Source organism: Bacillus cereus group sp. BfR-BA-01524, from assembly GCF_022662595.1.
Taxonomy (GTDB): domain Bacteria; phylum Bacillota; class Bacilli; order Bacillales; family Bacillaceae_G; genus Bacillus_A; species Bacillus_A thuringiensis_S.
Map to the genome: position 1 here is coordinate 1 of NZ_JAKUDW010000025.1, position 13,306 is coordinate 13,306.

A 13,306-nucleotide genomic window follows, 5' to 3' on the forward strand; every position below is an offset into this window, starting at 1 on the left:
AAATGATGGAAACGAGCAAGGGAACAACGGTAGGGGGTCTCAACAAGAAAATAGAGGCCACCAGCAAGGGAATGAAAAGAAGAATCAATAGAATCTGGAAGTGAGAGATTCATTTCAAAGCTAAAAGGATGTATCTCGCTATTGTGGGCAGTAAAACTCCCATCTCAAAATTTGGCTTGGGAAAAGAAGTTAGGTGGGAGTTGAGCTGCTTGTAAATGCCCAATTGGTGAGGGCTGATTAAAGTTGCACTTTATTATTCTATAGTTCTATTAAGAAGGAGTATGTGAAAAATATAATGGAGAAAAACATTCAACAAGAGAAAGATAAAGAAAAACCTGTTTTTTATGATCCGAAAGGAAGGAGAAACATAGCCTTTATTTGGTTTCTATGTATCTCAATAGTTAGTGTAGGTGTTGTATTTTATTTTTTCTTTCAAAGTATTTTTTCAACACCAGAAATTCCAAATATGAATACCGCTGTACAACAAGATACTAAACTTGTACCAATTAATCAAAAACTTAGTGATCAGCAGTTAAAGAAGGAAGAATTTAACCCAAATACCGAAACAAAGGATAATAAAAATTTGGTGAATTCGCCGAAGGATAGTAAACAACCTAAAGAAGTGTATGGTTTTTATGTAAACTGGGATGAAAATAGTACCGCTTCTTTAAAAGAAAATATTGATTCCTTAACTACGTTAGTACCAGAGTGGTATCATTTAAAAGCAGATTTAACGATTAGAAGTGAGATCAAACCTGAGATAGTAAAGTTGGCAGAAAAAAATCAAGTGAAGATTATGCCTTTGCTTACTAACTATACTGAGGAAGCTTCTGGTCCTGATAGTGGGCTAATTCATAAGTTACTGAATTCCTCAAATGATGTAAAGACAAAGTTTATTAATGATTTAGTAAGCCAAGTTAAAAAGAATCATTTTTCAGGAATTAATATTGACTTTGAGGCCGTACCTGAAAGTGATAGAGAAAACTTAACAAATTTTATGAAAGAACTTACTACGGAATTTCATCAACATGATTTGCTCGTTACACAAGATGTTCCAGCTAATGATAAGGCTTTTGATTATAGTGCGTTAGCAAAAATAATAGATCGAATGATTGTAATGATGTACGATGAGCACTATGGAGCCGGGGAACCAGGACCAATTGCTTCAAATAAATGGTTCCAACACACATTAAAAGAACTGAATATTCCGTCTAATAAACTTATAGTTGCTTTCGGTAACTATGGATATGATTGGGAAGTAAATAGTAAAGAAGCTGCGAAGTCTTTAACTTTCTCAGAAGTTATGGCAATGGCTCATGATTCAAATATGAAAATTCAATGGGATAAGATGAGTGGAAACCCTTATTTTAGGTATAAAACAGAAGGGAAAGAACATACTGCTTGGTTCTTAGACGGTGTAACTCTTTATAATCAAGTGAAAATCGCAATGGACAATAATGCAAAGGGATTTGCGTTATGGAGATTAGGAGCAGAAGACCCTACAATATGGAAAGTTTTAAAAAATCCTATTGAGGTACAAAAAAATCCTAATGTATTACATAAAATCAATAGTTTAGATGAAGTAAATTATTCCGGACAAGGTGAAATTTTACAGATTGAGAATGAAAGAAAAAATGGATTGAGAGATTTTAAAGTAGGCAAAGATGGTTACCTTACAGATGAAGTATATCAATCCTTACCATCTGCATATGAAGTGCAACGATATGGAAAACCAAATGGAAAACAAGTAGTACTAACATTTGATGATGGACCAGACCCGAAATATACGCCAGAAATATTAGATATATTAAAAGAGAATCAAATAAAAGCTGCTTTTTTTGTACTTGGTGAAAACGCGCAACTAAATACTAATATTGTAAAAAGAATATACGATGAGGGGCATGAAATTGGCAATCATACTTTCAAGCATCCTAACATAGCTGATACGTCTTTATTACGAACGAAAGTAGAACTTAATACGACGCAACGTTTAATTCAGGAAGTAACTGGACATTCTACGGTTTTATTTAGACCGCCATATGAAGCAGACGCTAACCCGGATTCAGCAAATGAAATATTGCCTATTTTACGTGCACAAAATATGAACTATACAATGGTAGCGGAAAAAGTTGATCCTGAAGACTGGGCAACACCATCAACAAATGAATTAGTAAAGCGTGCTCTTAATCCTGTTTATAAGGGAGAGGGAAATGTTATTCTTCTCCATGATGCAGGAGGGAATCGTACAAATACAGTAGAGGCGCTCCCGATCATTATTAAAGACCTAAAAAAGCATGGATATAGTTTTGTAACAATTTCAGATTTAATGAATAAAGAACGAGATGAAATTATGCCTCCTGTTTCTTCTGAGGGGAAGCAATATTTACTTTACAATAAAGCTGTCTTTTCAGGAGCCGGATATTTTAAGCATATATTAACTACTATTTTTTATATTGCTATTGGATTAGGGATTTTTCGATTTTTATTCTTAATTTATTTTGCATGGAAGCAGAAAAGAAAAACGTTATCTCGCTATATTAATTCGTCTTATCAACCTTTTGTTAGTGTTGTCATAGCGGCATATAATGAAGAAAAGGTGATAGCCAAGACGATTCACTCAATTTTGGATAGTAATTATAGAGAATTTGAAGTTATTGTTGTGGATGACGGATCGACAGATGGTACGTCAAAAGTAATGCAAGAAACATTTTCTAAACACTCTAAAGTTCGTTTCATTCAGAAAGAAAACGGCGGGAAATCATCGGCAATGAACCTAGGGTTTCAACAATCGCGAGGAGAAATCATTGTCACTTTAGATGCGGATACTATTATTGCGCAAGACGCCATTTCTCTAATGGTTAGACACTTTGAAGATCAGAATGTAGCTGCAGTTTCAGGTAATGTCAAAGTGGGGAATAGACGAAATTTGTTAACTACTTGGCAACATGTTGAGTATATTACAGGGTTTAATTTAGAACGTAGAGCTTTTGATGAGTTAAATTGTATTACAGTAGTTCCAGGAGCTATTGGGGCGTGGCGCAAGAAGAATGTAGTTGAGTCTGGATATTTAAGCGAAGATACATTAGCAGAAGATACGGATCTTACTATTACATTTTTACGTCAAGGGCATAGAATTGTATATGAAGAAAAAGCGCATGCTTTTACGGAATCACCTGAGGATGTGAAAAGTCTCATTAAACAGCGATATCGTTGGTCATATGGTACACTTCAATGTCTTTGGAAACATCGAAAAGCGTTGTGTAATTCAAAACATAAAACATTAGGGTTTATTGCACTGCCTAATATGTGGTTATTCCAATATGTTCTGCAATTCATTGCTCCTTTTGCAGATATATTAATGATCATGGGACTATTTAGTAGTAATCCGCTAAAAGTTTTAGGATTTTATCTTGTATTCTTTTTAATGGATCTTCTCGCTTCTCTGTTCGCATTTAAATTAGAGGAAGAGAACCCAAAACCATTGGTATGGTTAATTTTACAACGTTTTATTTATCGTCAATTTATGACTTATGTTGTCATTAAATCTATATTCTCATCGCTTCGAGGAGTAGCGGTAGGGTGGAATAAACTAAAGAGAATGGGGAGTGTTAAACATTCCACGGAGCATAAGGAGGCATCATAAGAGAGCGGACTATCTGCTCTTTTTTTCATTGGTTTTAGTTAGTTGAATGTAGAGTTGTAGCATAAAAACTGCTACGTCTATAACGAGATTTCTATTCATCATTAATAGTGAGACGTTATGTTAAGATACTTCTTTAGTTTCGGACAAAAGTTTTTTTATATTTTTTTAAAATGACGGACATAAAAACGCATATACCTTCGAATTATATATATGGATAACATAAATATGTATATAAAAGGGGAGAAATAAGATGAAAGAAAAAAAAGAAATGTTTCAAGAAATCGCTGAGGTGTTAAAGGTATTGGCGCATCCGGTTCGTCTATCTTTAGTAAAAATAATGCTTGCAAAAGGCCCTACTAATGTAACAACAATGTATGGGGATTTACAAATGCCTCAAAGTACAATTAGTCAACATTTATCTAAACTAAAAGCTGCTAAAATGGTTACAGGTACTCGGAAAGGATTAGAAATTTATTATGAGGTAACGGACAATCGCACAAAATCAATATTAGCATGTTTAGTTTAAATAATGACTTCTATTTCAAAATAAAAAACGCTATTCTTTTCTATGATTTTACAGAGAGAATAGCGTTTTTTATTTTTAAGGAGTATCTTTTTATATGCCTATAGAATGGAGTGGAAGGTTTATGGGTTTAAATGTAGCTACTATTACCTTAGGTTCTAATGCGTCTAATAATGAAAAAATTCTTGGTTTAGGGGTGCTTCTTTATAGCTTACGTACAATTGAGATTAGAAAAAGTAGAGCGAGCGTTTAATGAGGCGGAAGTAGTGTTTATATGCGAAACTTTATAGAAATCTCATTTTTCTAATTGTATCTTTTTAGATTGATGGATGTGGGGTCACGTCCATCAATCTAAGAAAACAAGTTAGCTAAAAAATGATGAAAATAAACTTTATAAAAATAAAAAATATGAACGTAGAGGATTAAACAAAGTATATAGTGCTTTTTTAGTCATGTAATCTTTTAATCTGATGATCTTTTCCCCATTCAAACAGATCATTCATTATTTGCATTAAAGATTTTCCGTATTCACTTAGTGTGTACTCAACCTTTGGTGGTACTTCTTGATATACGGTACGATAGATAATCCCATCAGCTTCAAGTTGCCGAAGTTGTTGTGTAAGAACCTTTTGTGTAATGTTTGGGATTTCTCGTTTAATTTCATTTGTTCGCATTTTTCCATCCGACAAAATACATAAAATATGAACTTTCCATTTTCCACCGATTACATCGAGTGTTGTTGCAATTGGACAATTATCATTTTGATTCATATAACACCTCCAAAGGTACTTCGAGGTTCCTATAGTACCTGAAAGTACGTACTTTTCAATTATATGTAACTCATTCATACTAATACGTAAAGGATTGATTAATTTATAAAGGGGCTGGAAAATGATGAGAACACTTGTAATTGTAGCACACCCTCATATTGAAAAATCAAAAATTAATAAAAGATGGATAGAAGAACTTGAGAAACATTCAGATGAAATTACGGTGCATGAATTATATAAGGTGGCACCGAATTGGGAGTTTAATATTGAAGAAGAGCAAAAGTTATTAGTAGAGCATGACAGATATATATTTCAATTTCCGCTTTACTGGTACAGCACACCACCATTATTAAAAAAGTGGTTCGATGATGTATTAACATATGGATTTGCGTACGGATCACAAGGAGATAAAGTGAAGGGGAAAGAATTTGGTGTAGCTATTTCTATAGGTGGATTAGAAAAAGACTATGAAAATAGTGGGATTACAATGGATGAGTTGACGAAACCATTCCAAGCTACATGCTTATATACGGGTATGGAATTTATGCCTTCCTTTTATTTATATGGTGCAGAATATAAACTAAGTGATGAAGAGATTGATAAAAGTGCACCTGAGTATGTGCAATATGTGATGAACAAGAAGTATTCTAATATATAATGAAAAATAGCCATTTACTTCACAAGTAAATGGCTATTTTATATTCTTCTTATATTCACTAAGTGTAATCTTTAGTAAATTAATAGTTAATCTGGTAAAATAAAAACCCTAACATATATAAAGGGGAGTTTTACTTGAGAACGATGCGACAATTATTACAAAAGAGAGCAATGCAATCACCAAATTTGGAAGCGCTTGTAGGGGGAAAGAAAAGATATTCGTTTCAGCAATATAATGAACGAGTAAATCAGCTTGCACAATATTTGTTACATAATGGTGTGCAAAGAGGAGAGCGTATAGGAATACTATGCAAAAATAATCACCCATTTCCAAGCGTTATGATGGCATGTCTAAAAATTGGAGCGGTATTTATTCCGCTAAATCATCAGCTTACTGTTTATGAATTAGAAACGATTGTAAAAGAAGCGAAATTAAAAGTGTTAGTTATTGATGAAGAATTTAGTGAAGTATTATTAAAGATTGATGCTGTAAAAGAAATCCCTTATGTAATTCAAACGACAAAAGAAGGCTTTGGTTCATTTGAATTAGAGTTGCAAAAACAGCCAACGACAGAACCGAACGTAGAAGTTCATGAAGAAGACGATGCCATTTACTTATTTACTTCAGGAACGACTGGACAGGCGAAAGCATGTGTAATTGGACATAAAAACTTGCATTATTATTTTGCTGAAATTGCGGGCCAAAGAGAAATTCCAGCAGGTGAACGCTTTTTATCTGTGCATCCATTGTTCCATATGAGTGGCGTGCTTTCTATTTTAAATTGTATTTATCATGGCGTTACGATGATTTTCTTAGCTGATTCGAACCCTACTCTTATTTGGGATAAGATTGAAGAAGAGAAAATTACTACGATGCTTGCGTTCCCAGCTGTTTATAGTTACATGCTTGATGAATTAAATAAAAAAGAACGTAACATTTCAACCTTTAAAGTAGCACAAAGCGGTGGTACAAAAGTGCCAGAAACACTCATTCAAAAATATATGGAAAAAGGAATATATATGGTGCAAGGCTATGGTAGTACAGAAGGTTGGGTTGTAACCTCATGGCATCCAATGATGGGAAAAGAAAAGATGTCTTCTGTAGGAAAGACTTTGAAAAATGTAGAGGTGAAAATTGTTCATCCGGAAACAGGACATGAACTAACAACAAATGAAGTTGGAGAGATTCATGTGAAAAGTCCATACATGTTTAAAGGGTATTGGAATAATGAAAAGGCGACAAAGAAGGTAGTAAAAGATAACTGGTTTAACATGGGTGATGCTGGCATGATAGATGATGATGGATTCCTGCATATTATGGGAAGATATAAAGACGTTATTATACGCGGTGGTGACAATGTATATCCAGATCAAGTAGAAGATGTTATTCATGAAATACATGGTGTTTTAGAAGTTGCAGTAGTTGGAGTTCTAGATGACTTTTGGGGAGAGGTTCCAAGAGCTTTCATTGTGAAGGATAGCGAAACAATATTAACAGAAGAAAGTATTATTCAGTATTGTAAGGAGAAATTAGCAAGTTACAAAATACCAGAAGTGGTATTCATAGATGAGTTACCGAAAAATGCTTTAGGAAAAGTGTTGAAGAGGGAATTACGAGATGTAGTTCTTGTGAAATAGAAAATTATGAAACGATAGAGAACCCAGTTATGTATAAAGCATCACTGGGTTTTTGTTAATGTTTCTGTTAGTGGAGAGTATAAACGTTTTTGTTTTTTTGATGCAATTTTTTAGCTTGGTAACGCTCGAACGATATTCGGCTATTAGGCAATTTAAACCTCGCTACCTCCACTTGAAATTGTTATAATTAAAATGTTTTTAATATTTCAATAATTAGGAGGCTAGAGAATGAAAATTGCGATAGTCTGTTTCGATAACTTTACTGATATAGATGTTTTTTTACCATGGGATTTATTAAATCGTGTACGTTTAGTTGGCGGTATTTCTGATTGGAATGTCCAGCTATTAGGAACGGAAAAAACTCATATATCCATGTCTGGCTTACGTATCCCCATGACAGGAAGCATATCTGATATACCTTCCGCTGACGCAGTAATATTTGCAAGTGGCAAGGGGGTCCAAGGTTTATATCAAAATCAAGAATATCTTAATAGCATTCATGTAGATCTTCAAAGACAATTAATAGGCTCTATGTGCTCTGGTTCACTACTACTAGGAGCTAAAAAATTGTTAACTGGCAAAAAAGCAACTACATATCCATCTGTAGTAGAACAACTTAAAGAATTTGATGTAGACGTTATTGAACAAAGCTTCGTAAACGAAGGGAATATCTCGACTGCCGCAGGTTGTTTTGCTGCTCAAGACCTCTCAGCTTGGATTATAAGAACCTTGATTAATGAAGAAATGGTTGACACTGTGCTTGAAACTGTTCAGCCAGTGGGCAAAGGTTTATATTTTAAATAATCAAGTTAGAAATAGATAATCTGACTTGATTATTTAAAATGACGTTTTGGTACAATTTCTTCATTAGTGAATCCAAGTAATTCTCCTAAGGAGGGCGACCGTCACATCGTTATCAAGCCAAGGGTTTGGAATTACCTCAAAATGAAAAATTTCCCCTTATACAGTTAATTATAGAATTCGACTTATTTTTTTCGTATTGGGGAACTACTAATTTCTTAAGTTGATGGGCATAAGGTTTGTTACTAGATTTTGTATTTCGTGTAAGATAACAAAGAATATTCAATCAATTACTGGAGGAAGAGATGTAAATGAAGCTGCCGCTATTACAAGTAGAGACAGAGAAACTTATGATCCGTCCGTTCCAAAAAGATGATTATGAAAGTTGGTTAGATGGATTTAATAAGAGACTGCCATCGCAGTATAAATATGACGATGGCTATCAAGTTATGGCATCACGAACAAAAGAATGGTTCACGGAATGGATTAGAGGGTTTGATGAAGCAGCACATCGAGATGAGATGTATGTATTAGGTATTTTTCGTAAAGAAGATGGGGCTAATATTGGAAAGCTAGAGATAATAAAAATTTTACGTATGGATTATCAGTGGGCAATGATGGGCTACTCTATTCATAATCAATATTGGAAAAATGGATATGGGGTAGAAAGTGTAAACGCTACGTTATCGTTATTTTTTAATAGCCTTAATTTTCATAGAATCGAATTACATATACATGTTGATAATGAGCCATCAGTGCGTCTTGCGGAAAGCGCAGGCTTTTCATTTGAATGCAAGAGAGAGGCATTTTCATTAGAGAATGGTAAGTGGATGGATTTTCTTATTTATTTTAAAAATAAGGAGATGAGTATATGAGAGTGGTTATTACGGATAGAAATTGTAGATTGGAGGTGAAGTGGTGAAGTACGATCTTACAGTCATCAAAAACTTATTTGGTCCTTCTAAAAAAGTATTAAATGGCTTACCAAATGCAGTGACAATTGAAGAAATAGAAGAAGATGTTTTGTATAACGTACAAACATATAAAGAAAAGATAAGTAGATTTGAAGAGGTTTGTTTTAATTGGGAGTTAAAAAGAGCAAGTATTGTATTAAACAAAAGGTTTAGTAGTTATAACACAAGTGCAAAAGTGTTACTTGATGCGGGTTTTTCTTTACATGCAGCAAAGATAGAAGTGTGTAGGGAGTTAAACAATGTAGAGATGGTTGAAAAACAATATACATATCGATCAATAGCAGAAGGAACGTTATCGGAAAAAGAATTTAAATATATTTGGGAACAATGTATGTCGGGGTCAGGGAATCAAACTTCAATTTTAACTATCGATGAACATTTTTATTCCGTGCAAACAGAGTTAGGTAAGGGTTGGGAAAAGTCATGTATTGTTTTTTATGATAAAACTGGGCCAATTGGTATGTCCATACCGCATATAGAAACTGGAACAGAAAGTGAAGGACGATTATTTTACTTTGGAGTAATGCCTTATTATCGCGGGAAAGGAATTGCTTCTCATATGCATCTTCAATCTTTACATATGTTAAAGGAAATGGGGGCTACTTATTACATCGGAAGCACGCACACTTCAAATGAAAAGATGCAGAGGATATTTTGGAGAAATAATTGTTCGATGAAAACGGAGACAGAGCTTTATTATAAAATTTTTAAAGTAGATTAGGAGAAAAGAAAATGAAGACTATAAACGTATTTCATTACGACGCATTTACGAATAAACCAAATAAGGGAAATCCAGCAGGTATTGTATTAGATGCAGATGGATTAACGGAAGAGGAAATGCAGCGTATTGCTGAAAAAATTGGATTTAACGAAACAACTTTTGTTCTTTCTTCAGAAGTAGCACATATAAAAATGCGCTATTTTACACCTGGTTTTGAAATGGATTTATGTGGTCATGGGACAGTAGGGACGATATATGCCTTGCGCGAAAAAGGTTTATTAGAAGAGAAAAGTAACCTTACGATTGAAACGAAGGCTGGGATTTTACCGATACAAATACGTGTAAATGAAAATGGAGAAACCTTTATTAAAATGAGACAGGCAGCACCTCAGTTTAAAGAGTTTACAGGTTCAAAAGAAGAATTAGCTCATAGTATCAGTTTAGAAGTAAATGATTTAGATGTAAGTTTACCGATTGTATATGGAAGTACGGGAAATTGGACTGTAATTGTACCGATTAAAAATCTTAATGCATGTGAGAGAATGAAACCTAATAATGCTGCATTTCCATCAGTATTAAAAGAAATACCTAATGCTTCTATTCACCCAATTTGTCTAGAAACTTATGATGAACTAGCACAAATGCACGGCCGTCATTTTTCATCAGCTTACGCTGGGACGATTGAAGATCCAGTGACAGGAACAGCTTCAGGTGTAATGGGAGCGTATTATGCGGAGTATTTAGAGAAAGATTTTGAACATGAATTGGATTTAATCGTTGAGCAAGGACAGGAAATAAATAAAGATGGTCGTGTAACCGTTTATGTAACGAAAGGGATAGAAAACGAAAAGTTACAAATAGATATCGCTGGAACAGCGGTGTATGTGAAAGAGTTTGAAGTTTCAATATAAAAAAAGAAAGCCCGGCATACATCCGGACTTTCACTATCTGTTCAATACTTCAATATACGAAGCATCTCCAGTTGTTCTTAAAGCAGAGCGAAAATTGTTATTTTCTAGCGTTTTAGCGACTTGTTGTAATTGCTGTGCATCATCATGATGGATAAGTAAGCTGTCAGCACCGCTTTCTTCTATATGAATGTGTTCAACATTTCCAATGGCATCATGTATAGCTTTTAAAAATTCAGGTTTCATGGTGTCCTCCTATATGTATGTAACGTTTTTATTTAGTATTTCCTTATTTTTGAAATATAAAAGTAAATGAAAGGAGAAATAAAATGAATATAAAGCAGTTTAACGAACATATAACATCACTATTTGGAGAGCATCTTTATAAATATGGCGATGATGAATATGGTTTTACTCATATAAGTAAAGATGAATTTCACAAAATCGGTTACACAACAAATTTAACAGTAGAAACTATTGAAGAAGCGTATCGAAATGGAGTCGATATGATAGTTACACATCATGCGCCGTGGGGTTTTTTATTTGGTATGGAAGAGGCTTGTATTGAGAAATTGAAGCAATATGAAATGAATCATTTTTGGGTTCATTTGCCGTTAGATTTTGTAAAGTTTGGCACGTGTACATCGTTATTTAACGGAATTGGGATAGATACAATACTGGAATATTCCACGTATGAGGAAGAAGAACTACCGGGAATAGGAGAATATAAAGAAGCGATTCCTTTTTCAAACTTAGTTGGAAAACTTGAAGAAAAAATGGAAGAGAAAGTGAAGAGCTGGAGAAATCACGATAAACCAGTAAAACGGATTGCGATTTTAACCGGTGCAGGAAACAATACAAATTTGATTGAACGTGCATTAGAAAAAGGGTGTGACACGTTCATAACAGGTGAAAAAACATTATATACAGTTCAACATGCGAAATTTAAAGGGATTAATTTAATTGTAGGCAGTCATACGTTTACAGAAGTGTTTGGTGTAGAAAGTTTGGCTCATAAATTACAAGACATAGACCCTGCAATAGAAATTATTAGAGTATATGAAGAGCATTTAGAGTGATAAAATCACGTTATCATAAATGGGATATTGAAGAAAGCCATTGTAATAAAATAAAATTGTTGTTTGTTATATTAGGATGGTTGGGAGGATTTTCCTTGCGTTTGTCAAATAATAGTAAAGTTGTCTTTTGAATTAAGGGAATCTTCCGAATTAAAGGGTGAGAGAATGGACATTTCAATAATCACTGCACAACTAGTTAAGGAAAAAGTTATTTCACATTATCCAAATAGCGTAAAAGCATTAAACGGGGGAACGACAAGCACTATATATTTGTTAGATGAACAATACGTTGTAAAGTTGAATGAATCGGATGTCATACGTGAAGAAGCTTATTTTCTTCAGTTTTATAAAAAGGACGAATTATTTCCAAAGCTTTTTTATAAGGAACCTTTAAATCGCTATATTGTTTACTCATTCCTTGAGGGCACAACTTCTTGCAAACTAGGCCATAAACGGAGTGTTCTTTGTAAACTTGTAAAGGAAGTTATCAATAAGTATGAAGTAGCTACAGAGGTAGATGGCTGGGGATGGAAAGAAAGTCCGGTTCAATCTTGGAGTGAATTTTTAACAACAAATGTGATGGAAGCTCATGAAAATGTAAGACGTTACATAAGTGAAGAAGAGTATAGAACGGTTCTTAAGTTAGCGAATAGGGACGTTGGAATAAATCAGCCGTTTTTATTGCATGGTGATCTTGGATTTCATAACTTTATATTTAAAGAGAATGAGCTGCACGGTGTAATTGATCCTTTACCGGTGTTAGGAGATCCTATATATGATTTAATGTATGCGTTTTGTTCAACTCCGGAAAATTTAACAAAAGAAACAATCGATTATGCGATGAAACAATGTGTATTTCATAAAAAAGACCGTGATTTATATGAAAAAATAGTCATAGGCTTATATTTACGTATAGATAGGTGTTTACGGCACCACCCGAAAGATTTAGAAGATTATTTAGCAGCTTGGCGTTATTGGATGGGTGAGGTTGAGACTACTTTATAGCACAAATATTTTGGGGAGATAGTGAGATGAATGTTGCAGAAGCGAAAAAGGATTTAGCAATCAAAACGAAGAGAGGCTTACCGATTATATTAGCCGGCGTTTTATTTTGGATAGTTATGAGTATAACGGGATTTGTTCTTTCTGAAAAACAAGTGGTGTGGGTATATTTAATCGGTATGGGCTGTGTGTTTCCTTTCGGCTTAATGATAGCTGCTATATTGAAAATTGATATGTTTGCGAAAGGAAATCCGTTAGGGGTTTTGGCAGGCTTAATTGGTGGGATAAATGTATTGAATATTCCACTTGTATTACTTGCCTATTTTCAATTTCCAGAATGGTTACCTTTTGTAGTAGCGATGTTAATAGGTGTTCATTTTATTCCGTACGTATGGATTTATGAAAGTAAAAGCTATGGTTTATTGTCAGTAGGGATTGTATTTGTAACGTCAGTTTGCGGGATTCTTTTTGCAGAAAAAGGATTTACTGTAATTCCGTTATCGGTTACAGTTGTCTATTTACTTACTTTTATAAGTTTATTAATTGAAAATAAAAAAGCAGATCATTATCAACAAAAATCAGCTTAATAA

The 13,306-nt window shown here is 33.9% G+C and carries 14 protein-coding genes; 12 read left to right on the forward strand and 2 right to left on the reverse strand.

What is annotated here, in order from left to right; all coding sequences use genetic code 11:
- Window positions 1-295 precede the first annotated feature (295 nt).
- The 3 genes from MR170_RS11175 (at window position 296) to MR170_RS11185 (ending at window position 4,419) form a co-directional block, all read left to right on the forward strand.
- Window positions 296-3,643, forward strand: a complete 3,348-nt coding sequence (locus MR170_RS11175; RefSeq protein ID WP_242308300.1) for a trifunctional glycoside hydrolase family 18/polysaccharide deacetylase/glycosyltransferase family 2 protein — start codon at window positions 296-298, stop codon at window positions 3,641-3,643.
- 250 nt (window positions 3,644-3,893) lie between these two features.
- Window positions 3,894-4,169: an ArsR/SmtB family transcription factor gene (locus tag MR170_RS11180; protein WP_000660066.1), complete on the forward strand. Its 276-nt coding sequence runs from the start codon at window positions 3,894-3,896 to the stop codon at window positions 4,167-4,169.
- 94 nt (window positions 4,170-4,263) lie between these two features.
- A complete protein-coding gene (locus tag MR170_RS11185; RefSeq protein WP_050844346.1) occupies window positions 4,264-4,419 on the forward strand; it encodes a hypothetical protein in 156 nt (51 codons plus the stop codon).
- Window positions 4,420-4,612: 193 nt separating this feature from the next.
- Here the strand turns inward: MR170_RS11185 and MR170_RS11190 are convergent, their stop codons facing one another.
- Entirely contained in the window at window positions 4,613-4,936 is a 324-nt protein-coding gene (locus MR170_RS11190; protein ID WP_016080831.1) for a winged helix-turn-helix transcriptional regulator, read from the reverse strand.
- 124 nt (window positions 4,937-5,060) lie between these two features.
- On the opposite strand from MR170_RS11190, the gene MR170_RS11195 reads away from it, so the two are divergent.
- The 6 genes from MR170_RS11195 to MR170_RS11220 all read left to right on the forward strand — a co-directional run bounded on the left by MR170_RS11195 (window position 5,061) and on the right by MR170_RS11220 (window position 10,638).
- Window positions 5,061-5,594 carry an NAD(P)H-dependent oxidoreductase gene (locus MR170_RS11195; protein ID WP_016080832.1) on the forward strand — a complete coding sequence of 178 codons (534 nt, stop codon included), beginning with the start codon at window positions 5,061-5,063 and terminating at the stop codon, window positions 5,592-5,594.
- A gap of 134 nt (window positions 5,595-5,728) precedes the next feature.
- Window positions 5,729-7,231, forward strand: a complete 1,503-nt coding sequence (locus tag MR170_RS11200; protein ID WP_242308269.1) for a class I adenylate-forming enzyme family protein — start codon at window positions 5,729-5,731, stop codon at window positions 7,229-7,231.
- Window positions 7,232-7,459: 228 nt separating this feature from the next.
- Window positions 7,460-8,035, forward strand: a complete 576-nt coding sequence (locus tag MR170_RS11205; RefSeq protein ID WP_053563915.1) for a DJ-1/PfpI family protein — start codon at window positions 7,460-7,462, stop codon at window positions 8,033-8,035.
- 308 nt (window positions 8,036-8,343) lie between these two features.
- A complete protein-coding gene (locus MR170_RS11210; protein ID WP_242308271.1) occupies window positions 8,344-8,907 on the forward strand; it encodes a GNAT family N-acetyltransferase in 564 nt (187 codons plus the stop codon).
- 43 nt (window positions 8,908-8,950) lie between these two features.
- Window positions 8,951-9,727: a GNAT family N-acetyltransferase gene (locus MR170_RS11215; RefSeq protein WP_226603903.1), complete on the forward strand. Its 777-nt coding sequence runs from the start codon at window positions 8,951-8,953 to the stop codon at window positions 9,725-9,727.
- 11 nt (window positions 9,728-9,738) lie between these two features.
- Window positions 9,739-10,638, forward strand: a complete 900-nt coding sequence (locus MR170_RS11220; protein WP_043936303.1) for a PhzF family phenazine biosynthesis isomerase — start codon at window positions 9,739-9,741, stop codon at window positions 10,636-10,638.
- Window positions 10,639-10,671: 33 nt separating this feature from the next.
- Here MR170_RS11220 and MR170_RS11225 read toward each other — a convergent pair whose 3' ends face one another.
- On the reverse strand, window positions 10,672-10,881 hold the full coding sequence (locus MR170_RS11225; RefSeq protein ID WP_001992924.1) for a hypothetical protein: 210 nt from the start codon (window positions 10,879-10,881) through the stop codon (window positions 10,672-10,674).
- A gap of 83 nt (window positions 10,882-10,964) precedes the next feature.
- Between MR170_RS11225 and MR170_RS11230 the strand changes: the two genes are divergently transcribed.
- The 3 genes from MR170_RS11230 (at window position 10,965) to MR170_RS11240 (ending at window position 13,303) form a co-directional block, all read left to right on the forward strand.
- Complete coding sequence (locus MR170_RS11230; protein ID WP_242308273.1) at window positions 10,965-11,714, forward strand: Nif3-like dinuclear metal center hexameric protein; 750 nt, start codon at window positions 10,965-10,967, stop codon at window positions 11,712-11,714.
- Window positions 11,715-11,879: 165 nt separating this feature from the next.
- Window positions 11,880-12,719: an aminoglycoside phosphotransferase family protein gene (locus tag MR170_RS11235; RefSeq protein ID WP_242308274.1), complete on the forward strand. Its 840-nt coding sequence runs from the start codon at window positions 11,880-11,882 to the stop codon at window positions 12,717-12,719.
- A gap of 26 nt (window positions 12,720-12,745) precedes the next feature.
- Entirely contained in the window at window positions 12,746-13,303 is a 558-nt protein-coding gene (locus MR170_RS11240; RefSeq protein WP_001099745.1) for a DUF7010 family protein, read from the forward strand.
- Window positions 13,304-13,306: the final 3 nt, after the last annotated feature.

Excerpts from the sequence above, each read along its gene's own strand:
- MR170_RS11235 (WP_242308274.1), top strand. The coding sequence starts at position 11,880 with ATGGACATTTCAATAATCACTGCACAACTAGTTAAGGAAAAAGTTATT.
- MR170_RS11240 (WP_001099745.1), top strand. The coding sequence starts at position 12,746 with ATGAATGTTGCAGAAGCGAAAAAGGATTTAGCAATCAAAACGAAGAGA.
- MR170_RS11180 (WP_000660066.1), top strand. The coding sequence starts at position 3,894 with ATGAAAGAAAAAAAAGAAATGTTTCAAGAAATCGCTGAGGTGTTAAAG.
- MR170_RS11230 (WP_242308273.1), top strand. The coding sequence starts at position 10,965 with ATGAATATAAAGCAGTTTAACGAACATATAACATCACTATTTGGAGAG.
- MR170_RS11190 (WP_016080831.1), bottom strand. The coding sequence starts at position 4,936 with ATGAATCAAAATGATAATTGTCCAATTGCAACAACACTCGATGTAATC.
- MR170_RS11225 (WP_001992924.1), bottom strand. The coding sequence starts at position 10,881 with ATGAAACCTGAATTTTTAAAAGCTATACATGATGCCATTGGAAATGTT.
- MR170_RS11175 (WP_242308300.1), top strand. The coding sequence starts at position 296 with ATGGAGAAAAACATTCAACAAGAGAAAGATAAAGAAAAACCTGTTTTT.
- MR170_RS11185 (WP_050844346.1), top strand. The coding sequence starts at position 4,264 with ATGCCTATAGAATGGAGTGGAAGGTTTATGGGTTTAAATGTAGCTACT.
- MR170_RS11220 (WP_043936303.1), top strand. The coding sequence starts at position 9,739 with ATGAAGACTATAAACGTATTTCATTACGACGCATTTACGAATAAACCA.
- MR170_RS11205 (WP_053563915.1), top strand. The coding sequence starts at position 7,460 with ATGAAAATTGCGATAGTCTGTTTCGATAACTTTACTGATATAGATGTT.
- MR170_RS11195 (WP_016080832.1), top strand. The coding sequence starts at position 5,061 with ATGAGAACACTTGTAATTGTAGCACACCCTCATATTGAAAAATCAAAA.
- MR170_RS11210 (WP_242308271.1), top strand. The coding sequence starts at position 8,344 with ATGAAGCTGCCGCTATTACAAGTAGAGACAGAGAAACTTATGATCCGT.